General features: G+C 41.8%; 24 protein-coding genes. 10 read left to right on the top strand and 14 right to left on the bottom strand.

Features of this window, described 5'->3' with window-relative positions:
• Positions 1-26 precede the first annotated feature (26 nt).
• From argD to argC, 4 genes are all read right to left on the bottom strand, one after another.
• Entirely contained in the window at positions 27-1,172 is a 1,146-nt protein-coding gene (gene argD / locus ACVHUV_RS09840) for an acetylornithine transaminase (RefSeq protein WP_462084485.1), read from the bottom strand.
• Positions 1,169-1,948, bottom strand: coding sequence for an acetylglutamate kinase (argB, locus tag ACVHUV_RS09835; RefSeq protein ID WP_462084484.1), 780 nt, complete (start codon positions 1,946-1,948; stop codon positions 1,169-1,171). The genes argD and argB overlap by 4 nt, the downstream gene beginning before the upstream one ends.
• Positions 1,911-3,137 (bottom strand): bifunctional ornithine acetyltransferase/N-acetylglutamate synthase, encoded by a 1,227-nt coding sequence (gene argJ / locus ACVHUV_RS09830; RefSeq protein ID WP_462084483.1) that lies wholly within the window; start codon positions 3,135-3,137, stop codon positions 1,911-1,913. The genes argB and argJ overlap by 38 nt, the downstream gene beginning before the upstream one ends.
• 87 nt (positions 3,138-3,224) lie before the next feature.
• Positions 3,225-4,259 carry an N-acetyl-gamma-glutamyl-phosphate reductase gene (argC, locus tag ACVHUV_RS09825; RefSeq protein WP_462084482.1) on the bottom strand — a complete coding sequence of 345 codons (1,035 nt, stop codon included), beginning with the start codon at positions 4,257-4,259 and terminating at the stop codon, positions 3,225-3,227.
• 199 nt (positions 4,260-4,458) lie between these two features.
• Here argC and fabI point away from each other — a divergent pair, with 199 nt between their 5' ends.
• From fabI to ACVHUV_RS09805, 4 genes are all read left to right on the top strand, one after another.
• Positions 4,459-5,238 carry an enoyl-ACP reductase FabI gene (gene fabI / locus ACVHUV_RS09820; RefSeq protein WP_317941911.1) on the top strand — a complete coding sequence of 260 codons (780 nt, stop codon included), beginning with the start codon at positions 4,459-4,461 and terminating at the stop codon, positions 5,236-5,238.
• A gap of 176 nt (positions 5,239-5,414) precedes the next feature.
• Positions 5,415-6,431 (top strand): DoxX-like family protein, encoded by a 1,017-nt coding sequence (locus tag ACVHUV_RS09815; protein ID WP_462084481.1) that lies wholly within the window; start codon positions 5,415-5,417, stop codon positions 6,429-6,431.
• Positions 6,432-6,438: 7 nt separating this feature from the next.
• Positions 6,439-7,047 (top strand): DUF4166 domain-containing protein, encoded by a 609-nt coding sequence (locus tag ACVHUV_RS09810; protein ID WP_462084480.1) that lies wholly within the window; start codon positions 6,439-6,441, stop codon positions 7,045-7,047.
• The gene (locus ACVHUV_RS09805) at positions 7,040-8,596 is read left to right on the top strand and encodes a YndJ family protein (protein WP_462084479.1); all 1,557 of its coding nucleotides are present in this window, start codon (positions 7,040-7,042) and stop codon (positions 8,594-8,596) included. Before ACVHUV_RS09810 ends, ACVHUV_RS09805 begins: the two co-directional genes overlap by 8 nt.
• A gap of 61 nt (positions 8,597-8,657) precedes the next feature.
• Here ACVHUV_RS09805 and argH read toward each other — a convergent pair whose 3' ends face one another.
• Positions 8,658-9,986 carry an argininosuccinate lyase gene (argH, locus tag ACVHUV_RS09800; RefSeq protein WP_462084478.1) on the bottom strand — a complete coding sequence of 443 codons (1,329 nt, stop codon included), beginning with the start codon at positions 9,984-9,986 and terminating at the stop codon, positions 8,658-8,660.
• A 1,482-nt stretch (positions 9,987-11,468) separates the two neighbouring features.
• Between argH and ACVHUV_RS09795 the strand changes: the two genes are divergently transcribed.
• The 3 genes from ACVHUV_RS09795 (at position 11,469) to ACVHUV_RS09785 (ending at position 13,965) form a co-directional block, all read left to right on the top strand.
• Complete coding sequence (locus ACVHUV_RS09795; protein WP_462084477.1) at positions 11,469-12,374, top strand: cation diffusion facilitator family transporter; 906 nt, start codon at positions 11,469-11,471, stop codon at positions 12,372-12,374.
• A 74-nt stretch (positions 12,375-12,448) separates the two neighbouring features.
• A complete protein-coding gene (locus tag ACVHUV_RS09790; RefSeq protein ID WP_462084476.1) occupies positions 12,449-13,012 on the top strand; it encodes a branched-chain amino acid aminotransferase in 564 nt (187 codons plus the stop codon).
• Positions 13,013-13,065: 53 nt separating this feature from the next.
• The gene (locus ACVHUV_RS09785) at positions 13,066-13,965 is read left to right on the top strand and encodes a TRM11 family SAM-dependent methyltransferase (protein WP_462086889.1); all 900 of its coding nucleotides are present in this window, start codon (positions 13,066-13,068) and stop codon (positions 13,963-13,965) included.
• 80 nt (positions 13,966-14,045) lie between these two features.
• Here the strand turns inward: ACVHUV_RS09785 and ACVHUV_RS09780 are convergent, their stop codons facing one another.
• From ACVHUV_RS09780 to ACVHUV_RS09770, 3 genes are all read right to left on the bottom strand, one after another.
• On the bottom strand, positions 14,046-14,441 hold the full coding sequence (locus ACVHUV_RS09780) for an NUDIX hydrolase (protein WP_462084475.1): 396 nt from the start codon (positions 14,439-14,441) through the stop codon (positions 14,046-14,048).
• A gap of 74 nt (positions 14,442-14,515) precedes the next feature.
• Positions 14,516-15,892, bottom strand: a complete 1,377-nt coding sequence (locus tag ACVHUV_RS09775) for a leucyl aminopeptidase family protein (protein ID WP_462084474.1) — start codon at positions 15,890-15,892, stop codon at positions 14,516-14,518.
• 70 nt (positions 15,893-15,962) lie between these two features.
• Positions 15,963-16,118: a hypothetical protein gene (locus ACVHUV_RS09770; RefSeq protein ID WP_317941919.1), complete on the bottom strand. Its 156-nt coding sequence runs from the start codon at positions 16,116-16,118 to the stop codon at positions 15,963-15,965.
• A gap of 296 nt (positions 16,119-16,414) precedes the next feature.
• Here ACVHUV_RS09770 and ACVHUV_RS09765 point away from each other — a divergent pair, with 296 nt between their 5' ends.
• The 3 genes from ACVHUV_RS09765 to ACVHUV_RS09755 all read left to right on the top strand — a co-directional run bounded on the left by ACVHUV_RS09765 (position 16,415) and on the right by ACVHUV_RS09755 (position 18,689).
• Complete coding sequence (locus tag ACVHUV_RS09765) at positions 16,415-16,867, top strand: YaiI/YqxD family protein (protein WP_317941920.1); 453 nt, start codon at positions 16,415-16,417, stop codon at positions 16,865-16,867.
• Positions 16,868-17,066: 199 nt separating this feature from the next.
• Complete coding sequence (locus tag ACVHUV_RS09760) at positions 17,067-18,146, top strand: type III polyketide synthase (protein ID WP_462084473.1); 1,080 nt, start codon at positions 17,067-17,069, stop codon at positions 18,144-18,146.
• A gap of 15 nt (positions 18,147-18,161) precedes the next feature.
• Positions 18,162-18,689, top strand: a complete 528-nt coding sequence (locus ACVHUV_RS09755; protein ID WP_462084472.1) for an isoprenylcysteine carboxyl methyltransferase family protein — start codon at positions 18,162-18,164, stop codon at positions 18,687-18,689.
• A gap of 329 nt (positions 18,690-19,018) precedes the next feature.
• On the opposite strand, the gene nhaC is transcribed toward ACVHUV_RS09755, so the two are convergent.
• The 6 genes from nhaC to ACVHUV_RS09725 form a co-directional block, all read right to left on the bottom strand.
• Positions 19,019-20,407: a Na+/H+ antiporter NhaC gene (gene nhaC / locus ACVHUV_RS09750; protein ID WP_462084471.1), complete on the bottom strand. Its 1,389-nt coding sequence runs from the start codon at positions 20,405-20,407 to the stop codon at positions 19,019-19,021.
• A 373-nt stretch (positions 20,408-20,780) separates the two neighbouring features.
• Positions 20,781-20,942, bottom strand: coding sequence for a hypothetical protein (locus ACVHUV_RS09745; protein WP_317941924.1), 162 nt, complete (start codon positions 20,940-20,942; stop codon positions 20,781-20,783).
• A gap of 271 nt (positions 20,943-21,213) precedes the next feature.
• The gene (locus ACVHUV_RS09740; protein ID WP_462084470.1) at positions 21,214-22,257 is read right to left on the bottom strand and encodes an aminoglycoside phosphotransferase/kinase family protein; all 1,044 of its coding nucleotides are present in this window, start codon (positions 22,255-22,257) and stop codon (positions 21,214-21,216) included.
• A 152-nt stretch (positions 22,258-22,409) separates the two neighbouring features.
• Entirely contained in the window at positions 22,410-23,435 is a 1,026-nt protein-coding gene (locus tag ACVHUV_RS09735) for a hypothetical protein (protein WP_462084469.1), read from the bottom strand.
• Positions 23,436-23,913: 478 nt separating this feature from the next.
• Positions 23,914-24,024, bottom strand: coding sequence for a putative holin-like toxin (locus tag ACVHUV_RS09730; protein WP_371389714.1), 111 nt, complete (start codon positions 24,022-24,024; stop codon positions 23,914-23,916).
• A gap of 197 nt (positions 24,025-24,221) precedes the next feature.
• Positions 24,222-26,282 carry a catalase gene (locus tag ACVHUV_RS09725; RefSeq protein ID WP_462084468.1) on the bottom strand — a complete coding sequence of 687 codons (2,061 nt, stop codon included), beginning with the start codon at positions 26,280-26,282 and terminating at the stop codon, positions 24,222-24,224.
• Positions 26,283-26,320 lie beyond the last annotated feature (38 nt).

The raw sequence follows: 26,320 nt of genomic DNA, 5'->3' as shown, positions 1-26,320 counted from the left end.
CGAAGCACCTTAATTCAATAAAGTCATTACGTCAAACTTGGTTCAAGCAAAATGGCCGTTAGCCGTTCGATTGCTACGTCAATCTCTTCATTCGTCACAGTTAGTGGCGGTAGCAAGCGGATAACGTCCTGACCCGCTTGAACAAGCAGTAATCCATTCTGTTCAGCCTGTTGGATAAAAGGTGCGACATCTTCCGTACATGCAATGCCGACTAATAACCCTTTCCCGCGGACACTGAATCGCTCTGCTGGCAAAACGGCTGTCAGCTTCTGTTTCATGTACGCTTCTTTTTGCTGCACTTCCTTTAAAAACGATTCGTCAAACACATGATCAACGACCGTTTGCGCGACAGCTACAGCCAACGGATTGCCACCGAATGTCGTACCGTGTGTACCTGGTCCGAAGGCTTCACCTAATTTCTCATGTCCAAGCATTGCTCCAATAGGGAAACCGCCCCCTAACCCTTTCGCAAGTGTGAGGATATCCGGCTCCAAGCCAGTTTGCTCAAACGCATAGCGTGTTCCCGTCCTTCCGATTCCGGTTTGTACTTCGTCAACAATGCAAAGGATCTCCTTCTCTTTACATAGCCTTTGAATTGTAGAAGCAAACTGTGGAGTAACGGCATGTACCCCACCTTCCCCTTGAATCACTTCCAACATGATTGCCGCTACATCTTCATCAATCGCTTGTTCTAATGCAGTACAGTCATTGAATGGGATGGTTATAAACGTTTCAAGCATCGGACCAAAGCCTTGCTTCACCTTTTCTTGCCCAGTTGCGGCCATGGCCCCGAATGTGCGTCCGTGAAATGATTGTTCAAACGTGATGATGGCGTGCTTACCTGTATGTTTCCGTGCCAGTTTAATGGCTGCTTCATTCGCTTCTGCTCCACTGTTACAAAAGAACGCTTTTGAAAAAGGCGTATGTTGCACAAGTGAATGTGCCAATTTTTCCTGTTCAGGGCTTTCAAACAAGTTTGACGTATGCCAAAGCTTCTCGCTTTGTTTCGTAAGTGCCTGCACAATTGACGGGTGCGCATGCCCTAAACTGACGACCGCAATCCCACTTGTAAAGTCTAGGTACTCTTTTCCATTCGCATCGTATATATACGTACCTTTTCCCTTCACAAGATGAACGGATCGTCTTGCATAGTTGTTGAACAACGTACTCAACTGAACACCTCCTCAATTTCAATGACAGTTCCCTCAAGTTGCTGATCAACAATATGCACCGCAGGAATACCTGCTTCTAGGCATGTAAGCGCGGCTTCCACCTTCGGAATCATGCCACCATAAATTGCTCCTTCCGTGATCCATTTTGCAAGTAGTGAAGGTGTTGCGGCATGTTGTTTAGCATTCCCGACATGAATTCCGGGCGTATCAGTGACGAGCATTAAACTTTTTGCCCCAATCGCAAGTGCAACTTCACTGGCGACTGTATCAGCATTAATGTTCAGCGCTTTTCCTTCAGCAGATGCACCGATGCACGAAACAACTGGCAATATGCCTGCTTTAAGAAGCGTATCGAGTAAATGTGCATTCACTTTTTCAATTTTGCCGACAAGGCCATATCTTGCCTCATCCAACAATGAACACGTCAGCAACTTTCCATCAAAACCACTCAGTCCGATTGCTGGAATGCCCTCCTTATTTAACTGATGGACAAGTACCGTATTCACATCGCTAATTAACACGTGCTTAATGACGTCGCTCGATTTTTCACAAGTCACCCGTAATCCATTGTCAATTTTGCTTTCTATTCCGGCGTTTGCTAGCGCAGCGTTAATCGATGGGCCACCTCCATGGACGATAACCACATCATAACCATCCTGTTGAAGCTGATGGAATTGCTCAAAAAACGTCGTACATAACCCTTCTAACATACTTCCACCTAACTTAATGACAATCCGTTTACGAGCGATATGATGCGTTGATTTGGACGTAGTCATAAGTCAAATCACACCCCCATGCGATTCCTTTACCGTTACCATTATTTAACTCGACATGTATTTTCACTTCTGGCTGCTTTAAGTAAAGCATGACAAGTTCTTCTGAAAATACGACAGGTTCACCATTTGTTACGACAACATGCTCCCCAATTTTTATTGTAATTGTATTTGGATTAACCGCTGCACCGCTATAACCGATTGCAGCAATGACACGCCCCCAGTTGGCATCGCATCCAAATACAGCGGTTTTAACGAGCGGTGAGCCGACGACCGTTTTAGCAATTTTTCTTGCTTCACTAGCTGTTACCGCACCTGACACTTCCACTTCAATCAGTTTTGTTGCCCCTTCCCCGTCTTTCGCAATCATCTTCGCGAGATCTTGGGAAACTGTATGCAGTGCTTGGATGAACGCTTCCCAATCCGGATGATCAGGGTGTAACGGTTCATTGCCCGCCTTTCCGTTTGCGAGCACCAATACCATATCATTCGTCGACGTATCCCCATCGACAGTAATTGCATTAAACGTAACGTCTGTTATGGCTTTTAATGCATTTTGTAAATAATCGGATTCAATTGCTGCATCCGTCGTAATGAACCCGAGCATTGTTGCCATATTCGGCTCGATCATGCCAGAGCCTTTAGCCGTTCCTGCCACAATTACTTCTTTCCCATCGACTTCCGTTCGATACGCAGTGTTTTTCGTCACCGTATCCGTCGTTAAAATGGCTTGTGAAAATTGAATGGAGCCTTCAAGACTATCGACCGGATTCAATTTCTCAATTCCCGCTAGGACAGGTTCCATGTTCATTTTTTCCCCGATGACACCTGTCGAAGCAACACCGACTAATGAAGAGGAAATCCCGAACTTCTCAGCGGTCTTTTCTTGCATCAGCAACGCGTCTATCATGCCTTGCTTACCGGTACATGCATTGGCATTGCCGGAATTGACGATTACAGCTTGCATCTGCTTTTGTTGTTGGACCACTTCTTTCGTCACGATGAGAGGGGCAGCTTGTATCGCATTCGTCGTAAATACCCCTGCCACACTTGCAGGCACTTCACTTACTAACACCGCCAAGTCGTATTTCTTATGTTTTAATCCACAATGGATGCCAACTGCTTTAAACCCTTTTGGCGTTACAATATTCTTCCCTGCAACGCGCTTTAGTTGTTGAACTGCTACTGCCATACAATTTCCTCCCTCTATGTTCGTGTCACTTCAATACGGAACTTCTTCAATCACATGATTCTTCTTTAAAAATCATCGGGTGCTTCATTAAATGAATAAAGGTACATGCGTGAGACCGGTTGTTTCATCCAATTCCATCTGTATATTCATGTTTTGGATTGCTTGCCCAGCGGCGCCTTTCACGACATTATCAATGACTGAAATAATTGTCGCCCGATTCGTCCGGCGATCCAATTTCACGTGAATATCACAGAAGTTCGATCCATAAACTTGTTTCGTACAGAATTTCTTGGCATCTTGCATCACTCTGACAAACGGGCTTGATTGATACGTCTCCTGTAAACAATTTAGCAAATCCTCTTCCGTAATCCCTTCATAAACGGGTGCATAACTCGTTGTCATAATTCCACGCGTCATCGGCACTAAGTGTGTTGTAAATGTCACGGCAATTGATGCATTCGCAAACTGCTCAATCGCTTGCTCAATTTCCGGGATATGCTGATGTGCATGAATCTTATAGATTGAAAGGTTTTCATTCGTCTCACTAAAATGCGTCATTTGACTCGGTGTATTCCCTGCACCCGACACACCACTTTTCGCATCAATTACCAATTGTGTTGGGTCAATTAACCGTTCTTTAATAAGTGGCAATAAAGAAAGGAGCACCGCAGTCGGGTAACAACCCGGATTTGCGAGGAGACGAGCTTGTCGGATTGCATCCCTGTTCCACTCCGTTAATCCATATGTCGCTTGTTCAATCACTTCGATCGGCGCAGGCTCTTTCTTGTACCAGTGCTTATAGACAGCTGGGTCCTTTAATCGAAAATCACCGGACAAATCGATGAGCCGCCGTTCCTCACTGATGAGTGGAGGCAGTAACTCACTTGTCACGCCAGCAGGGGTACTTGCAAAAACGACATTACAACTACTTAACGAGTCTTCATTAATTCCTTTTAGTGCACGGTCATACAATGTTAACGTATGAGGATATTTCGCTGAGAACATAGACCCTTCTTCCGACGAAGTGAATAAATCAATTTGTTCGACTTCCGGATGCTGATGTAGCAAACGGATTAGTTCGAGCCCGCCATACCCAGAAGCACCAACGATTCCAATCTTCATAACGGCCACCCCTTTTATCGTTAGACCTAGTATACGTATGCATATTTATAAAGTCAACTGTATTTTTATAAGTTTATAGATTTTTTATTTGTGAATTAATCCTTTCATAGTTTTGTAACGCAAGCGAATATGGTATACTGAATTTATTATCTGGTACTAATATAAGGTGATAGGTTTTTTACCGATTGAGGAGGCTATTATGGAAGACTTATTGAAGTTAAAAGGGAAAAATATTGTAGTCATGGGTGTAGCGAACGAACGAAGCATCGCATGGGGCGTCGCTAAATCACTGTTTGAAGTTGGTGCAAACGTCATTTTCACGTACCGTAAAGAACGCTCTCTTGCAAAACTTGAAAAAGCATTAGATAGCAATGGACTAGCAGCAAAAATGATTGTCCAATGTGATGTCAATGAAGATGAAAGCATCCAACAAGCATTCGCTACAATTGGTGAACAACTCGGAACGATCCACGGACTCGTCCACTCTGTCGCTTTCGCGCATGCAGAAGACCTTCACAACGATTTCGTTGAAACAACAAGAAGTGGTTATGCATTTGCCCAAGATTCAAGTGCTTACTCCCTTGTCGCAACTGCACGGGAAGCTCGTAAATACATGACTGACGGTGGATCCATCATTACGATGAGTTATTTAGGAGCTGAGCGCGTCCTTGACGGATACAACGTCATGGGTGTGGCAAAAGCTGCACTAGAAGCATCCATGCGCTACCTAGCAAACGATTTAGGAAAAGACGCAATCCGCGTAAATGCAATTTCTGCCGGTGCTGTCCGTACGCTTTCTGCAAAAGGTGTGCCTTCCTTCAACACGATCCTAGGTCAAATTGAAGAAAAAGCTCCATTAAAACGCAATATTACAAATGAAGAAGTCGCGAAAATGTCCATCGCCATGCTAAGCGACCTGTCCAGCGGCGTAACTGGTGAAGTCATCTACGTCGACGCAGGTTATCATATTATGGGATAAAGAAAAAGAAGCCGTTGGGGCTTCTTTTTTTGATGGGTTAAAAAATTGTAGTAATTAGGCGTATACCGAGTGAACTCAAAGCTCGAAAATGTTCGTTAGAATTGTGAAAGTGATTGATAGAATCATCAAACTGAACGATAGAACGTGTCAAGTGATTGATAGAAAGGCTAATTTGATTGATAGAAAAAATGGTGCGCAACGCAGAACTGATTATTTTATATTTTGAATCAAAACCATCCAATTTTGTAACTTCCACAAGTCAAAATCGTCCTACTAGTGAGGTGATGACATTGAAAAGTAAGCCGATTTACGTGGAAATTGACATTCAAGCATCAATGGATGATGTGTGGCATGCTACGCAACAACCTGACTTGCATGCAAAATGGGATGTTCGGTTTTCGTCCATCACGTATTTGCCGAAACAAGCTGATGAACCGCAAGCTTTCACTTATGAGCGGCGTGTTGCTCCTTTTCTTACGGTAAAAGGCTGGGGGAAGAGTTCGGGGGCTACTAACAATTCAAATGGCTCACGGTCATCCGCTCTTCATTTTGGGACTGACCAATGGTTTTCCCCTATCCGAGAAGGGAGAGGGTTCTGGAAGTATGAGCCGATGGAAGGGGGCGTGAAGTTTTTAACACAGTATGATTATGAACCGAATTTTTCTTCATTCGGAAAAATTATCGATCGAAGCTTATTCAAGCCAATGATGGGGTGGGCAACTGCGTTAAGTTTTGATGTCTTAAAAAGATGGCTTGAACAGGGGGAGGCTCCTCGCTCGCAATACATACGATTTTTTTACTCATATGGTCTCGCCCTATTGTTTGCATTTGTATGGATGTACCAAGGACTCATCCCCAAAATACTCGCCAAACATCCTGAAGAAATGGCGATGGTGGCAAGCGCGTTTTCCACTAGTCCAACGCAAACTTCGTCAATTGTGTTTGGCATTGGGATTGTCGAAGTGCTCTTCGGATTGCTTTGGCTGTTCTATCGAGAGAAAAAGCACTTATTTGCGTTACAGCTTGCAGTTTTTCCGTTATTGACAATTGCTGCAATTGGAGCTGTTCCAGAGACTGCAGTTCATCCGTTCAACCCGATTACTTTCAATTTGGCTTTACTTACCCTATCAATAATTGGCTATTTTAGTAGTGGTGATGTTCCTACCGCTAAAAGTTGCAAAAGAAAAAGGTGATTCGACAATGTCTATCTACAAACATCTTTTAGGTGATGACTTCACTAAACTGCATCCTATGCTGCAAAAGCGTTATCACATTGAACCGGATACCCCTTTTCACGGAAAGGGTACAATGACAGCTATTACAGGCGGTCCAAATTGGCTGTATCCTCTTTTCAAATTAGGAGTCGGCTGGAAGCTATTATTTCCTGAACGAGGAACGAACATCCCTTTTACGATTACAAACAGTGCGCGATTCGGCGCAAATGGAGAGGCGCAAATTCATTGGGAACGGGTTTTTCATTTTGGGTCTACGCGTCGATATTTCAATGCATTAATGAGTTTGGATAGGAAACGTGGGATCATTAAAGATTATCTCGGAGAACCTGCATTGCTGTATGCAGACTTGGCGTTTATTGTAAAAGATGATGGCGCGCTCACGATTCAATCTTTGCAACAACGACTCGTACTCGGAAAGTTGGAAATTCCACTTCCTCGATTGTTGCAAGGCTTGGCGACGGTAACCGAAAGCTATGACGAAGAACAGGAAATGTATCGCATCGCTGTAACTGTTCGGAATCCTTTGATTGGCAATCTATTTTCGTATGAAGGGGAGTTTGTTCAACATGCGTAAATTTGCTTTCTTTCATAGCTTTTTATTTATCGTTATCGCATTCCTTTCAAAAGATCCTTGGCCCTATCTCTTATTAACAGTTGCTCAACTTGTCTATGTGCCGATTGCGTTGAAGATGGTCATGAACAAGTCAGATTGGTTTTCCAAATACTATTCTTTTTTTAGCATTCCTGCCTATGTGTCAATCGCGATTTTACAAACAACAACACCAACATTTCCCGCACTATTCGCTTTCATCTATTCTGCATTTACCGTTTGTATCGCTCTGTATGGATTGACAAGATTTTTGAAAAGGGGTTTTACGAACTGTGAAGAATTCGCGATTGACCTCGGTATGATGTATATCGCTTTAGGAGGAGGCTGGTATTTCGCCTATATTGCTGGAATAGATACAGGTTTTACACCACTAATCACTTGGTTAACCGGTATTCATTTTCACTATTCCGCTTTTCTATTGCCCATTTTCATCGGTTTGGTAGGCAGATTGTATAAGGCCCGTTCGTACCGATTTTTTAGTACGTTATTGCTCGTTGCTCCTATGATCGTGGCAATCGGCATCACTTTTTCGAGATGGATTGAATTGTTTGCAGTCCTTTTATACATCGTCGGGTTAGCGGGAATGATTGGAATTGCATGGCGTGCACGTTTTACAAGCCGTATGCAAAAATGGCTACTCGTCACGTCGTTCACTTCTTTAGGCGTCACAATCATTTTTTCGCTTCTCTATGTGCTAGGCAATGGCTTCGGACTCACGTCGATTACAATCGACTTTATGCTCCGATTTCATGGTGTTTTGAATTGCATTGTCTTTGCACTGCTAGGTATTATCGGTTGGTCTTTGGCCATTCCACATTCCAACGTCCACAGACCCTCATTTTCAGTTAGTCGTATTAGAGGCAAACAATCGGTGACGAAACTTGCCGTGGCCGGGGAACAACGTGGCCTTGTAGATGCAATGGGGATCTACAACTTAGACATTGCCCCTACTATAGCCGATTTCTATGAAAACACGACGGACTATCGTCTATTTGCAACCGTTCGATGGAAAAAGTGGTTCAAACCGTTTGCTTTTATCTATTCATTCATTAGCCGTAAAACGGAGCAAATCAATTTACCCCTTCATGCAAATGAAATCGAAATGACTGGTGAAATTGTATCTGTGGATGAAATGGACGGCCGCATCAAGCCCCGCGCATGGATTCGGAAGATTGAGGATGAAATGACTTTCATTGCAATTTACTCCTATCACGAAAAGAACGACGGAAAGGTATTTATGAATATTGCGTTACCCCTCCCCTTCTCTACAATGACAGGTGTTTTGGAAGTCAGAACCGTCGGCGAAAGTTTGCAGCTCACGAGCAAAAGATCAGATGCCGCTTCCGACGCAGGCATTTACTTATCATCCAGATGGGGTGAGTACAGCAAACTGCCTATTGAAGAAAACTTTTTTGTGAAAGAAGGTAAGGATGGGCAATTGGTTGCGACACACAAAATGTGGTTGTTTTCCCTTCCATTCCTGACGATTGAATACACAATACAGAAAAAGTGAAAACCCACGTGTAGCCAAGATTGTCTTGGTCTCACGCGGGTTTTTTCATTTTTCGAGTGATTTATTCACCAATTTCCTTCATCAAACCTTTATTTCCTTTTGTTAAAATGTTTTCATAGTCAATATAGGTGTAAATATCATCTGCAATATGCTGGCTGAATTGAGCGAGCTCTTGTACAGTCAACTCTTCAATCGCTTTCTTTTCTTTTTCACAATAAATGATGATTTTCCCTACAATTTCATGGGCATCGCGGAATGCAGTCCCTTTGCTCACTAAGTAATCCGCCACTTCCGTTGCATTCAGGAATCCGGCTTTAATCGCCGCTTTCATGTTTTCTTCATTGACCGTCAGCGTGTCAATCATCTTCGACATGATTTCCATACAATCCAAGACGGTATCCAGCGCATCGAAAAATTGTTCTTTGTCTTCCTGCATGTCTTTGTTATACGTTAACGGCAACCCTTTTAAGGTTGTTAATAAAGCGAATAATGAGCCGTATACGCGACCTGTCTTCCCTCTTATTAATTCCGCTGCATCGGGATTTTTCTTCTGTGGCATAATACTGCTTCCTGTTGAATAAGCATCCGCCATTGTGATGAACTTGAATTCTTGGCTACTCCACAAAATCAATTCTTCACTTAAACGGCTTAAATGCATCATGATGATGGAGAAATCAGACATCAGCTCAAGCATATAATCTCGATCACTGACACCGTCCAAAAAGTTGTCGACGGGCTTTGCAAAACGCAACAGTTCAGTCGTAACGTTTCTGTCGATTGCATGTGTCGTCCCAGCTAACGCACCACAGCCTAACGGGTTTTCATCCAATAGTTCAAGTGCGTTACTAACACGTTTTTTATCCCGCTTGAACATTTGCTCATAAGCGCCTAAATGATGGCCGAATGTCACAACTTGCGCACGTTGTAGATGTGTGTAGCCCGGCATAATGACATTGTTTGTTTTTCCTTTTTCATGTAATGAATCAATTAGCGTCTGCAAACCGTTCATCACGTCGACTGCTTTATTTTTTGCATAAAGGCGCATATCGACAGCGACTTGGTCATTCCTGCTTCGCGCTGTATGCAATTTCTTACCGGTTTCACCTATTCTTTCGGTCAAATGCATTTCAACAAATGAATGAATGTCTTCATAATCTCCTTCAATGACGAGCGCACCTGATTCAATATCTTGTAAAATGGATTCAAGGCCTTGTACTAACAGATCCCCTTCCTCCGGTGTTAGCAAGTCACAATGAACCAACATCGTAACGTGAGCAAGGCTACCCGCAATATCCTCTTTGTATAGTCGATAATCGACAGGCAAAGATGTATTGAACTGTTCCATTATTTCATCCGCACGACTAGAAAAACGTCCTCCCCAAAGCTTCATCTATAATCAACCTCTCGTATGTATTTTTATTCACTTTATTGTATTATAATGATTTGATGTATGGATTGCAATGACGCGATTGTTTTCACTTAAGTATACATTATTAGCTTTGATATGTTTGGTTTGTAACCCTGGTTACATCCTTCAAACTTTTGGTCTTCTGGTTATCTACTTGCGCAGTCCTAGAGCGTTGTCGTTCATAAGCTGCTTTTTGTTAAAAGGGACTTTTCGCTGCCTCCATGTACAAGATAACATTGATAATTCTCCATTAACGGGAAAAATATATTTCTAACTTACCGTTGTTCACGTTTTGTAGCACTGGTAGGTAGTTAGAACGCTTCTATTTGACCGTCGATCACGTTTTATAACACTGACGGGCATTTAGAACTCTTCTATTTGACCGTTACTCACGTTTTGAAGCACTGACGGGCACTTAGAACGCTTCTATTTGACCGTTACTCACGTTTCGTAGCACTGGCGGGCATTTACAACACTTCTATTTGACCGTTACTCACGTTTTGAAGCACTGACGGGCACTTAGAACGCTTCTATTTGACCATTACTCACGTTTTGTAGCACTGACGGGCACTTAGAACGCTTCTATTTGACCGTCGATCACGTTTTATAACACTGACGGGCATTTAGAACTCTTCTATTTGACCGTTACTCACGTTTTGAAGCACTGACGGGCACTTAGAACGCTTCTATTTGACCGTTACTCACGTTTCGTTGCACTGGCGGGCATTTACAACACTTCTATTTGACCGTTACTCACGTTTTGAAGCACTGACGGGCACTTAGAACGCTTCTATTTGACCATTACTCACGTTTTGTAGCACTGACGGGCATTTAGATCACTTCTATTTGACCGAGGCTTGCGTTTTGTAGCACTGACGGGCATTTAGAACGCTTCTATTTGACCGAGGCTTGCGTTTTGTAGCACTGGCGGGCATTTAGAACGCTTCTATTTGACCGTTACTCACGTTTTGTAGCACTGACGGGCATTTAGAACTCATCTCTTACAATTAAAATACCAATGTACAGTTTTTTACTTAGACAGGGGTGTTAAACCGCTTTTCATGACGCGCTAACAACCTTTTTCCTCGTCAACGTGTCATAAAATGTTTTTATCGACGCGTCAGCAAACATTTTTCACTCTAACGTTTCATTAAACCTCTTATAATGACGCGACAGCAAGTATTTTTCACTCTAAAGTGTCTTTAAACTACTTTTAGTGACGCACACCATACTTTCCTGTAACTCAATCATCCTAAAAAAACAATCAATAGCATTTCGCTTTGTCAAATTGTTGCTCGGTTACTTACATAGTGATATGCTTGTAAGACTAACCGATAAATGAGTGATCAGAATGATACTGACAATAAAAGACGCCACTAATCTAATTTTTCCAATCATCCCTTGACAGAACGTTGTCAGGGGTTTTTCTTTCCTCTAGGAAAACTTTCAACAGGAGGTTGTACAATGACAAATAAGCATTCACATTCCATCGCTTCCGTTTTTGCCATTTGGATCAGTTTAATGAGTAACATCGTGTTGACTGTCGTTAAAATTCTTGTAGGGGTTCTCTTTAATAGTCCCGTTTTGCTTGCTGACGGCTTTCATAACGCGGGAGATGTTGTCGCTTCCGCTGCAGCCTTGACCTCGATGCGATTCTCACAAAGACCGGCTGATGAAGACCATCCATATGGACACGGAAAAGCTGAAGTGATTGGATCGGGACTTGTTGCAATTATTTTAGGGATCGCTGCCATTTATATTGGTTTTGAAGCGGTCAAAACATTTTTTGAGGAGCCCGCAAAAGCGAGTGTTATTGCGTTAATTACGGCAATTGTTTCCCTTGTCTGGAAACAGGTTCTCTATGTGTATACGATGCGCGTCGGTAAGAAAGCAAATAGTAAGGGGTTGATTGCGACTGCTTATGATCACCTTGCAGATGTGTATGCATCGCTTGCGGCTGTTGTCGGAATCGGGTTGGCTTTGATCGGGGATGCATTTGCCATTCCTTTTCTTTCATACGGGGATCCATTTGCCGGTGTGATTGTTTCCATTCTCGTGCTCCGTTTAGCTTATGGAATGGGGATCGAGGCAATGGATGTATTAATGGAGAAAAATGTACCTGAAGCGCGTTTGCAGGAGTTTGCCGCATTGATTCGCACGGTGCCTGAAGTAAAGCGAATTGATCGACTTCGTGCTCGAGAACACGGCCATTACGTGCTAGTCGATTTACGGATTGGTATTCCTGGGACGTTGACCATCCAACAAGGTCACGACGTATCGAGTAAAATTCGTAATATGATTATTGAAGCCCATGCTGATGTGGATGAAGTGCTCATCCATTTGAATCCATGGTATCCAGATGAAAATTAATTCTTCATACTGCGCAGAACGAAACTTCATACGCACAAATGAGGTATACTGTTGAATGAAAAGGAGTGTCACACATGCTAAAAGAAAAACTTGCACATACGATAGAGCAACAACCAATTGCGCTATTTTCAATTGAAAAAGAATATGCCGAAAGAAATGGTCTGCTGTCAGCTAATCAGTTGGTCCAACCAAAACAATGGGATTTCTCCGCCATCGAGTTATGCTTAAAAGAGACAGAAGAAATGCTAGAAGAAAAGTCGCCCTCATTCATGAATGAGCCGGTATCCTATTTCGGGGGTAACATTGACCAATTTGTCTATGTCGAGTCAGAAGCATTTACCACAATCGGTGTTGATGCAATGGCAATTGAAATGGACGATGTCTTTCAAACCATTACAGTATTATTCGGATTAAAGCTTCAGAAGAAATGGGGAGCTTTCATTAAGGAGCATTTGGAAACGAACGTCGGTCTAAAAACGTACAGTGCAATGTTCTCGGATCAGGACGGTCTATGGGACATTAACATACCGCTTGATGCTCTTGAAGGATTCCACAAAGATTTACCATTAAAAGATGCGGTTGATCTCGCTTATCGTTTCATTTTCAACATGCTCGCAGCACTTGAGGCGACAAATTGAAGCAGGCATTTGAAACACATCAACGTGAGTATGCCTACACGTATATCCGGCAAATGGATGAGCATGAGCTTTGCCGTTTGGAAATGCGGGCGTTCTTTGGGTACGAAACTCCAGCAAATGCCTTAATTAGCAATGTAGCCATTGACCCTAGTCGCAGCCCTTTTATGAAGGAGCGATTGGAAATAGTATGGACAGCACACGATTGGGCAGATTTACTTGCACAAGCTGAAGGGTTCGTCAGTCACTCGACATTTAAAGTCACTTGTATGAATGACATCGCATTGAATGACACGGCTAAAATTCATCATCCAGAACGAAGAGCGATGGAACGAGAAATCGGTGAAAAAATTGAGGGAGAAGCAGATTTAGACAATCCGGCAGTCAATTTTGGCATTCTCTCTCTGAATGGCCTTTGGTATTTCGGCATCCTTCAAGTAAGTGAACCGATTTGGCGCTACCATATGCAAAAACCGCATATGTATTCGACTGCTTTAAGTACGCGCGTCGCTCGCGCGTTGGCTAATATTGCAGTTCCTCATCCTGAAGGGGTCCGTTCGATTGACCCGTGTTGTGGAATTGGTACGGTGTTAGTCGAAGCACGTTCAATGGGGATTGATATGGTTGGGAGAGATATTAATCCACTTGTCTGCCTTGGTTCCCGCAAAAATCTTGCCCATTTCGGTTTGGCTGGCGAAGTCGTTAAAGGTCCTATCGCTGAAGTGACAACTACATATGATGCTGCAATTATTGACATGCCTTATAATTTGTTTACCCATATTACTGCTGAAGGACAATTGGATATATTAAAGAATGCCCGACGCATAACGTCAAAACTCGTCGTCGCCACGATTGAACCGATGGACGATATGATTGAGGAAGCCGGTTTCCAAATTGTCGATCGTTGTGTCGCCAAGAAAGGTACGTTTGAGAGACAGATTCTTGTTTGCAAATGAAAAACAAGGTACTCTCTCCTCATTTTTATCGATAATCAAAAAAGAAAACGCTTGGGAATAGACCTAAGCGTTTTCTCGTTTTATATCGAAGTAATAATCCTTATTAATAACTCTTTATCCTCAGGATAGGCATGCTCGATTGTCTCCAAGTCATTGAGAGATTTCCAAGCTACAGTTTCAATGATGTTATCTGGATCATTAATCCCACTACTCTCACCAAGTTTTTTTACTTTATAGTAATGTGTTTGAACTTGTATATTGGTAATGGTAACTTCTTTTATAAAAAGCTTCTCCACAATAGCCACCCTATAACCTGTCTCTTCCATCACTTCTCTTACACAACATTCCTCTGGCGTTTCTCCTTTTTCAATCCCACCTGAAGGGATAGCCCATGCATCAGAATGATAACTTTTCACCATTAGTACTTCATTGTTTTCATTCATACAAACAGCGGCAGAACCAAACCATTCTTTCATAGTAAATTCTCCATTCGAAATGCTATACGAGTAGCCAACCGGCTTGATGACAAAAGCGCAGTTCTAACAGGACTTCACTCCGAAATCTTCACAGCATAGTCCGCAAGTAATCGCGCGCCATACCCTGTTGCGGATTTAGCATAGTAACCAGAATTACTCGATTTGCTCATCATGCCGGCCATGTCTACGTGAAGCCATTTGCTGTCTTTTGGAACAAATCGACGAAGGAATAGAGCAGCCGTGATTGAACCGCCATAGCTTAATGAACTGATATTATTCATGTCTGCATAGTCACTCGCCAATGATTTGTCATACGCTTCGACTAACGGCATCGGCCATACGAAGTCACCGTTTTCATCACCGACTTTTTTCATGATGAATGCCTGCTCTTCATCGCCAAATACACCACCGATTTCCGTTCCTAACGCATTGACGACTGCACCCGTAAGTGTCGCTATGTCCACGATGTATTCTGCATTCAACTCACCTGCACGAATAAGGGCATCCGCCAAGATGAGACGACCTTCTGCATCGGTATTTCCGATTTGTACTGTCGTACCGTTTTTGTACGTAATTACTTCACCAGGAAATACGGATGTGTTGTCCGGCGTATTTTCAACCATCGGGATGAGTGCAACGACATTCACTTTCGCTTCCGTTTTTGCTAACAACTGCATTGCACCAGCTACCGCAGCCGAACCGCCCATATCCATACGCATGTCACTTAAATCTTTCCCACTCTTCAAGCTGATGCCGCCCGTATCGAATGTGACTCCTTTCCCGACAAGCGCCACTAATGGTTTTGACGTATCTCCGACATACTTCATTTCTACGAATGAAGGGCTGTATTTACTACCGCGACAAACAGTCAACACGCCGTTCATGCCCATCTCTTCAATTTCCTTTTTTCGATACACAGTCACTTCGATTCCTGTGTCTGCATATTGTTTTTTCAGAACATCAGGATACGTTTCAGGATTTAACACATCAGACACTTCATTCATCAAGTCGCGTGAAAACGCAGTAGCAGCGGCACGGATTTTTCCGAGTTCGACAGCAGATTGGACGTCCTCCCCTTCTACTTCTAGTGCAGTCTGGAATGACTCTTCTTTTGATTTATACGTAAGGAATTGGTATGAACCAAGATCCCAACCTTCTGCAAATGCTGTAAACACCGTTTCTTTTACAAGATGTTCAAAGGCTGTTTCCAATGTCCCTTCAAGTACAAGTGCTTTCTCCACTTTTTGACTCGCAAGATCACGTGCAATATTGCCTGCTGTTGCACGGACTTTTTCGATATCCGCTTCTTTTGCAACTTTCACGACAACGTACTGCGTTTCATTAACCAAAACAGAACAATGCGCCCCTTTTTGTTGGTCGACAAATTTCTTTAAAGGCTCATTTCCAGCAATCAATTCATGGCTCGCACAAATCACTTTCACTTCTGTCATACACGTTTCCCCCTACTGATCTATTTCGATACTAGAAATAGTTTACCATAACAATGTCAAAATGAAAGAATTATCTTTTTTCTGCAATGACTAGACAGAACGTTGCAAAAGGGCCCAGGAGTAATGACAACAAAAACCAATTCAATCCACTTCTATTCTTCCCTTGCGCGATACCCGCATTAATGAGTGCCAACGTACCCCAACCGACAAAATATTCGCTTCCCATGCGTATTACCTCTCTTCATTTCATAAATGTTAATTTCCCTATAAAATATAAGAACCTACAACTTCACAGCTTTGCTTTAATTTACGATTAACTCACCGTTTTGTTTCAAAAAAACATTGTTGAACAAAAAGATTTAGTGAAGTGAATAGCACAATAGATAGATTCAACTTTTACGCCATGTTCACATTTCTCACTTTTGAATTAATAATTTTCCGGTGAATATGATATAGTGAGACATTAATCCTTCCTATTTTTTACGAGCACTTATCTACTTCATACGGAAAAGGGGTTCTGTCATGGTAACGATTTTTGTGGATGCTGATGGCTGTCCTGTTGTGAATGAAACGATTTCCATTGCCAAGAAATTTAAGATGCCTTGTACTCTTATTTGTGACACAGCCCATGAAATGCATCGGGACGGGGCCGATACAGTCATCGTTTCAAAAGGCGCGGATGCAGTCGACTTTGTATTAGTAAACAAAGTGAACAAAGGCGATATTGTCGTCACGCAGGATTATGGGCTAGCGGCAATGGTTTTAGCGAAACAAGGTCATCCGATCGATCAAAACGGAAGACGCTATACGAATGACAATATTGATCAACTCCTATTAGCAAGACATACCGCCCAAAAAATCAGGATGGCCGGTGGTCGCCTAAAAGGACCTAAAAAACGATCAAAAGAAAGCAATGAGAAATTCATCAATAGTTTGCGGGAATTATGTCAATTTTTATTATCCCAGAAACAATGAGCCCTCCATTACTGGTGGGCTTTCATATTTGCCAAAATCTTTTCATATAATGAGGCATGTCTTTCCTTCTCCAACTATTAAGTATTGTTTGAGATTGCAATTAAAAAGAGAATCTGATTCAAATTTAGCAACAGACATCCCAATGTTTATGTACAAGCTTACGAGGTTAAAGAATGATAAATGTTCCGGAGGTTAGAAAATGCCAAAAATCCTATCCGTCAGTACAGTTCTCCCTCCCTATGAAGTGAAACAGCAAGAAGCTGTTGAACTGACCCGCTCCCTTTTTAGCAATAGGTTTAAAGACATTGAGCGTCTATTAAAAGTATTTCAAAACGGTGATATCGAAAAACGAGATGTTTGTATGCCGTTGGAATGGTATGGACAAGAACACGATTTTGAAGAGCGCAACGATTTGTACATTCACCATGCAACGCATTTAGGCATTAAAGCCATTCAATCTTGCCTGCAACAATCGGACTTTTTACAGACAGACGTTTCTCCTTCTGAAATTGATGCCATCATCTTTGTTTCCAGCACAGGCATTTCCACGCCAAGTATCGATGCACGCATTATGAATGAACTTCCTTTTCGGGACGACGTCAAACGGATCCCGTTATGGGGATTGGGTTGCGCTGGAGGCGCTGCCGGTTTAAGTCGCGCATTTGAATATTGCAAAGCATTTCCCAAAGAAAATGTGCTTGTCTTGGCGGTTGAATTATGCAGTTTAACGTTCCAAAAAGACGATTATTCAAAGAGCAATCTTGTCGGTGTCTCATTATTTTCTGACGGCGTCGCATGCGCCCTCATTGCTGGTGATCAATCTAAAATAGCCGTCTCTCGTGCTGTTCCTACAATTGTCGCAACTACATCCAAACTAATGCCGAATTCAGAAGATGTGATGGGTTGGGATGTTAAAAATAATGGTCTACACGTCGTATTTTCAAAAAGCATCCCTTCAATCATTACAGAGTGGTTAGGACCATTTGTACATGAATTCCTGTCTACTCACGGTTTGACGAAAGATGACATTGCGCACTTTGTCGCTCATCCAGGAGGAAAGAAAGTGTTGGCTGCCTATGAACAGGCTTTAGGATTCGATGCATCCATGACGGAAATTTCGCGTGATGTACTCCGGAATAACGGCAATATGTCCTCACCAACTGTCTTGTATGTCCTTCAACAATTCATGGCATTGACGCCCCAAGCTGGTGAATATGGCATCGTCGCTGCATTAGGACCAGGATTTTGTGGAGAATTACTCCTCATCCAGTGGGATTGAGGTGACTTCAACTTGATGATTCCAATCGTACTTTCTGTTGTCATCCTTCAACGCATTGTCGAATTATTCATCGCAAAACGGAATGAAAAATGGATGAAGCGCCAAGGTGCATTTGAAGCAGGTGCTCAGCATTACCCTTTCATGGTTGCCATGCACGTCTGTTTCTTTCTCTCATTGCTCATCGAAATCTACATCTTTAACCGCCCGCTATCACCGATTTGGGGCCTGTTCTTATCGATCTTCCTTTTTACACAACTATTGCGAATCTGGTGCCTCACTTCACTAGGAAAATATTGGAACACAAAAATCATTGTCCTACCTAATGCCAAAGTTGTACGAAAAGGGCCTTACAAATGGATTCGGCACCCGAACTATGTCATCGTCGCAACTGAATTACTCGTCTTGCCATTACTGTTCAGTGCTTATTTCACAGCAATTCTCTTCACAATCCTTAACGTATGGATGATGTCCGTCCGTATACCGGCAGAAGAGAAAGCACTAAAAGATGCTACAAATTATCGTGAAGAATTTTCGATTGATTAACGCATAAAGGCTGAGACAAAAAATGTCTCAGCCTTTCATTATATTTGCACATCTTGGAAAAGCGCTCAAACTCCTGGATTGGCGCAAGGAATAGATTCTTTTTTAAAGAAACCTTTAGTTTGTCAAAACCATTTTTAACGCAACAAATTTATCCAGCAAATACACTTTCCCGCGGTACAAGCAATCAAACGGCACATAAGTTCTCCAAACGCCGCATACTTCAGAAGAACGCAGCATATTCAAGCAAAACGCGGCATAAATCCGTAGAACGCCGCATTCCCCAATAGAAACACAGCATAACGCTAAAAATCGCCGCATAATCTCATTCTTCAATCAATCCGCGCAACCCGCGTCAACGTTTTCCCAACATATCCATAGCCAATCGTCAAAATCGGCGACAACAAACAGAAAAACGCAAACGGTAAATAAGCAAGTGGCGATACACCTAGCACATCTGCGATGAAAATCCCACATACACTCCACGGAACAAGTGGATTCACCACAGTTCCCGCATCCTCCATAACACGGCTCAAGTTTTTATTTGCAAGTCCAACTTTTTCATACGGCTTTCTAAACGCTTGCCCCGTCAATAAAATCGATAAATATTGCTCGCCAATCAAGACGTTAATGCTGATCGCGGTCAATGCAGACGCCAATATAACGGATGACACTTTCTTCAAAAGTGCTTCAATTGTTGCCAATAAACGTTGTACAATGCCAAGCGTGAACAACAATCCGCCCATACTTAATGCCAATAATACTAAACCGACCGTGAACATCATGCTGTTCATTCCACCGCGTGACAACAAGACATCCACTTCTTCCACTCCTGTCGAAGAAACAAATCCTTTAAATAAAATGCCCATCACTTCCGATACACCATACTGGTGATGGAAATAGGAAAGCCCAATCGCAACAGCAGAACTAATTGCCAGTGTAACAAGTGCAGGTACCTTCTTCATGCTCAATGCAAATAACACGAAAAGCGGAATAATCGTATACCAATGAACGAGCTCCGTTTTGAGGAGCGTTTCTTGAAAGAGCGTAATTTTGTTAAACTCTCCTCCACTAACGGAAGGCGAAAGAATGCCAAACAACAGTAGCGACAACAGAAACGCTGGAATCGTCGTCCATCCCATATTGCGGATATGCGTAAACAAATCGACGCCAACAATCGATGATGCTAAGTTGGTCGTATCCGACAATGGAGACATTTTATCCCCAAAGAAAGCACCGGACACAATCGCACCTGCAGCTAATGGCAAAGACAGTTCCAGCACATCAGCCATACCAATGAAAGCTACGCCAATTGTCGCAACGGTTGTCAATGAACTACCGATGGAAATCCCGACGATCGACGTGACGACGAAGACGATGGCGAAAAAGAAAGCAGGTGTAATGAGATGAAATCCTGCATAAATCAATGTCGGAATCGTACCGCTCATCATCCAACTACTAATGAGAATGCCGATAAAGAAGAACAAAAACACTGCACTCATCCCTGCTCCGGCACCTTCCACCAAACCTTTTTCCAAATTTTTAAAAGGAATCTTTTTAAAGAATCCGTAGCCCAATAACAACAAGATTGAAAACAAAATCGGTATATGCGGCACAGATTCGAAAAGAATGATACTCGTACTCATCATTACGACAATACTGATTGTGAGTAGTGCGGATGCTACTACTGAAGGCGAATGGATCGCTTTAATTTGAAACATCATGGATTCCTCCCCAATTGTATTTTGAACATAAAAAACCCCTTCCATCCCTAAAAAAGGGACGAAGGAGCTCTCCGCGATACCACCCTAGTTGATGATAGGCACACCTATCATCCTCTTCATTGCAATTGGAGAAAAACTGTTGGTGTACTTCACCTTTGTTGCTGCCTGAATTTCCACTGTCCATTCAGTCTCTGTTTACTGCCCACAACAAGATTACTAGGTCAACTCTCCATTTTTATATTTAGTAATGATTACTGGATTGTTCATGTATGTTTGATATACTACCATGTCTGTGGAAGAAGTCAATAGTCTGTGTTGAGTGGCTATAACATTTGATGTAACAATTAGATTGACATTGAGCTTAGAAAATTTATAATTCCCTTTCCTTTTCAAGCTTTTTCATCTCTAATTCTAACTTCTTTTGCTCCAACTCTATTTGTTTTCCTTTTAATTCGTAGCTTTTCTTTTTATCATAACCATAATAAATAAGAGAAAAACCTGTTATGATTGTTATATAAAACCAAATACTCACCACTTCACCTCCAATACTTCCAGAACTTTACTTACGGTTGACTACCCATTCACTTCTTAAAAAAGACAATGTTGTCCTATTTAAATGCTAGTACTTTGAAAATATGCTACCTAATCGTATAACAGAAGTTGAAGAACTTATACACTATTTGAATTGCCCGCAAACATTAACAATAATTATAATTCATCTTAATTAATTTCAAATTCACACAACGCCAAAAACTGTAAAAATCGCTAACTCCATATAAGTTAGAAGTTTTATACATTCATTCTTACGAGCCTAGCACTTTCCAATTCAACTCGCATTGTTCATCAAATTCATTTCTCACTAAACTAGTGTAGATTTCATGTAATAGCCTTCCAACTTTTTCTTGCTCATTACGCTCTATTAACTTTTCCAATGAATGTTCATCGTATTTTATCTTCGTAAACCAAAAAGCAAATGCAATTGAATAAATGTCACTTAACACATTTTTTTCGTCCACTGTTAAAGGTCTTTCAGTAAGATATCCCTGAATAAAATGCTGAAAAAGAATAGCTCGATCGTTATCTGTCAATCCAAAAGATAAATCCATTTCATATGCTAGTAACAATCCCTCTAGTACCATGTCACCAACAAGCGTTTCATCACCTGCAATGTTATAGTCAAAAATACCAATGGTGTCGCCTACGTACGTCAAATTATTAATGGAAATGTCACCTTGTGTTGCAAACCTCGGTAACGTGTTCCAATGTACCCTAATTTTTTCTAGCCTCTTATGATAGAGCTCTTTTATTTTCTGGTACATTTTCACATCTATGTTGTGGGTTTCACCTAGCTCGCAAAACGTATTGTACCCACTGACTTCGTTATATCCAAGTAAATCGAATATCGTACTTTGTCCAATTAGACAGTTTCCATTCTCTGAATGTGTATGTATTTTCCCCATCAATTCCCCTACTTTCGTAGCAAGATGAGTGTCAAGAGTACGTATTTCCTCACCTATGTAATCTTCAAGGGTAATATCTACATCCATATAATCCAGTTTATATTGAATACAGTACTTATCTTCGCTCAAATATCTTCTTGGCGTCGAAATCCCTTGACTTCTCAAGTATTCAGAAAAGGCACTTTGAGATTCAATAATATGGGAAGGATGTTTATCTTCCCTTACGAATTTTATTACGAGCGAATCTCTATCGGTAAAATCCACTTTAGATATTATTTTTAATTCGTTCTCATCACGATAATGAATAAAATCATAAACAGTAGTCACTTGTCCTTTAATGTTATAAAGAGACAATACTTCTTTTATAATTTCCAATCCGATGGTCATAGCACTCTCCCCCCTTGAGTCATAGCTGAGATTCTTTAGAAAGGCACGATTGAGGCATGTTCGATATTTACAATACGTTTTATTGCCAACCGGTTAAACAGTAGAGCCGTCAACCAATTATAAAAATATTAAACCCATGCCACTTGCTTGCCTCAGTAAAAAGATAACTTCTCGTCTTTTCGATCTTTCAATTCCTTCAGTACGAATGCGCGATGTGCTACAAGTTCAGGAAACTGATAGAAGAAGTTCACTTTTCTTTCTGGTACAGATTGTGGATTATCATTGTATGGCGTTAACATAAAATGAGAAAAATTTTCTGCTATATCTTCATAAGGATGTACCGTAGCATACGTTGACACAAAAGAATCTTTATGATCTTCATAAAAAGCAAGTCTTTCTTCAATAGTCCCGTAACCAGTTTGCAGCCATTGCTCGTCATAATCCTTCCAAAAAGCTTCATAAAATAAGGTCATATAACTTTCATCGTTATAACACTCTTCGAATGGAATGGAATGATAGCGATCAGCAGCACAGTTATCCGATTTGACGAAATCCGTTTCATTCCATGTCAGCATATGGCCAAATTCATGCATGAGAATTCTGATCATATCTGCTTGCAACGTTTGTGTGATCATATTTGAAGGTAACACCAATTTCCTTTCATATATATCAACATGTGGGTACACATCCTCCTGGAACACAATCATTTGAATATTAGCTTTGTCTCGATCGAACAACACACTCACAAGCTCAACTAGGTTCTTAAAAATACTCACTTCTTCACCCTGTGTTCTAACAAATGCGTTGTCTACTAATTCATAGCGAGCGCTAATTATTTTTTCGTCTTCTGTGTTACGCGCCGAAAATTTAGAAGGATCATCACTTGTATTCACTTTCAAATAGGACATGTGATTGGTAGTTTTCAGGAAACCATAAAAACTAATAAAATGTTCATCTCCATATGTGTCCCCTAGATCACGGCACTCGCCAACTGTTTGACAGATCTCTGATTCAATCGACATTGACCAATAATGATCAACGACTTTTGCATCTGTTTGACCGTCCACAACTGCACTCTCTTTCTCTTCCGAGTCTACTGCTGGCTTTTCATCCTCCACACATCCAGCGAGGAAAATTCCAAACGCCGCTACCATCGCTGCGATTTTTCTTTTGAACATATCCTTTCCCCCTCGTTCAATTACATCGATAGGTGTCGTGATCTTTACAATCTAAAAGAGTACACTGCCTGATTCTTCTTCCATATATTATAAAAAATTACACCTGTTGTATTAGTTTTATTATATCAAACTTTTCGCAATTATTCAGACAAAATCTTTTACACAATAAGGCCAACACTATTAAGTTGACAAATTCCTCATTCTTTATTCTTCAGCTTTATATTTTAGGTCCAAATGGAGATGTAATACTATTGAAAAGGCCAAACAGAAACGTTTAATCTAGTTTGTTAAAAACACTCCTTAAACATGTGTCTACTTAGCATAATTGTGGTAAACTAAGGATATACTAAAAAAGACTAGGTGCGCTAACACCCAGTCAATGCAGCTGACATCCGCATGAAGTGCGGTTGACCAGTTGATAAGATGTTTGAATAGAAAAAGTAACCACCTCATCTACTTTGGTCGTAGCGGAGGGTGGTTACTTTTTTCTGTTGATGAATAGAGCAATTATCGCAACAACCGCTGTTACCGTTGCTACGAGAAACATTCCAAATTGGAATAACATATTCATTGCATCGTATGTCACCATATAAACACCCCCTTTCTCAAGGGAGTGTCAACCGCCCATCCGCTTTATGTAGCTGCTTATACCATTCTAGCACGTTTATGTATTGTTAGCAGGTTAGTTAGATTAATGACCTCTGCAATAAATTTCAGCAATCTTTTTTTGAAATAAATTCATAAAAAAACCGCCAACCCCATACAGGTTGACAGTTTTCTCATTTTTCATCCTTCCCAGCCAAACACTTTCCGATCCCAATGGCGATGTGCTGCCACTGCATCGACAAATGCTTTGCCGAACTTAGAAGAATCTTCTCCTATAATGACTCCCCGGCCTTCTTCTGCGTCAGAAGCTTCAAAGAACGTTTTTCCAGTAGATGCAACGGCAATCGGTTTGTAATGCTTGTACGCTTCGTTGATGAACTCTACTGTATCCATCGTGAATTTTTTCATATTGTCAGCTTCTCCACCGACTACATAAATAGCGTCATACAACGTCGAATGGACAGTTAAAAATGTTTCATCCACTTCAACTGCCAAATCGTTTTTACCGTAAACGACACCAAATTTATCGCTGACGACGTCAACGGTCATGCCAGCTTCCACACATGCATTGACGACTGACTCTACTTCCTCACCGTTAAATCCTTTGCCGATCAGCACGGCCACTTTGCGCGTGTTCGGAAGTTTCGCTGTCGTCAGTTGACTTAATGCCGGTGACGTCTCGGTCACTTGAGATTCTTCAACATCTGTCGGGAACTCAGTCCCTACTGCTTCCGCCACTGCTGTTGCTAGACCGACATCGACATTCGCAAACATGTCGACAACTTGCTGGCGAATCTCTTTGTTTTTCACTTTCCCGACTTCGAAACTGAATGCATCGACAATATGTTTTTTCTCGGTTTTCGACATACTGTTCCAGAACAACTTCGCTTGGGAGAAATGATCTTTGAATGAATCACTTCGCGCCTGGATTTTGCGTCCTTCTACTTTTTCTTCATAATGCACATATCCACCCTCTTCTTCACTCGAGGTGGAAGGTGTATTATCCGCTAAAGAATTTTTATGGTAACTTACTTGGCCGACATTGATTGTCTGCCTGCCATAACCGTCCCGCTGATTATTATGGAACGGACAAACAGGGCGATTAATCGGCAACTCGTGGAAATTCGGTCCGCCTAACCGAATCAGTTGTGTATCCGTATAGGAGAACAATCTGCCTTGCAGCAGTGGATCATTCGTAAAGTCGATACCCGGTACAACATGACCAGGATGGAATGCGACTTGTTCGGTTTCAGCGAAAACATTGTCCACATTACGGTTTAACGTCATCTTCCCGATAATTTTTACAGGAACTTGTTCTTCAGGCCAAATCTTTGTCGGATCGAGAATATCGAAGTCAAACATGAATTCATCTTTCTCGTCAATGAGTTGGACACCTAATTCAAATTCCACAAAATCTCCATTTTCAATCGCTTCCCATAAGTCGCGACGATGGAAATCGGGGTCTTTCCCGCTAATTTTTTGTGCTTCATCCCACACTAATGAATGCACACCTAGTTTCGGCTTCCAATGGAACTTCACAAAATGCGCTTTTCCTTCTGCATTCACAAAACGGAACGTATGGACACCGAAACCTTCCATCATTCTGAAACTCCGTGGGATGGCCCGGTCCGACAAATGCCACATGATCATATGGGCAGACTCTTGGTTGTTCGCGACAAAATCCCAAAACGTATCATGGGCTGAAGCTGCTTGAGGCATTTCATTATGAGGTTCAGGTTTTACTGCGTGAATTAAATCCGGAAATTTAATGGCATCTTGAATGAAAAATACAGGCATATTATTGCCGACTAAATCGTAATTCCCTTCCTCTGTGTAAAATTTCACGGCAAATCCTCGCACATCACGAACCGTCTCAGCCGATCCCCGACTCCCTGCCACTGTAGAAAAACGCGTAAAAACAGGCGTTTTGGATCCAGGTTTTTGCAAAAATGCTGCCTTTGTATAGTCTTTCATTGACTCGTATAATTCAAACTCGCCATGAGCAGCAAATCCTCTTGCGTGGACGACACGCTCTGGAATACGCTCATGGTCAAAGTGTGTCATTTTTTCACGGAAATGAAAATCCTCCATTAACGTCGGTCCTCTGGAACCGGCTTTCAAGGAATGTTCGTCTTCGGATATTTTTAATCCTTGATTGGTCGTCATTTTCTTCCCTTTATCGAGTGAACGATACTGATCGAGCTGTTTGTCTTTGCTTAAGCGTTCATTGTTTGCGGTCAAAACAATTCCTCCAGTCGATTTTGTAGTCACCTACTCTA

The sequence above is a fragment of the Sporosarcina saromensis genome (assembly GCF_054901285.1).
The sequence above is the reverse complement of the archived record's forward strand: the minus strand, read 5'-3'. Positions and strand labels throughout refer to the sequence as shown.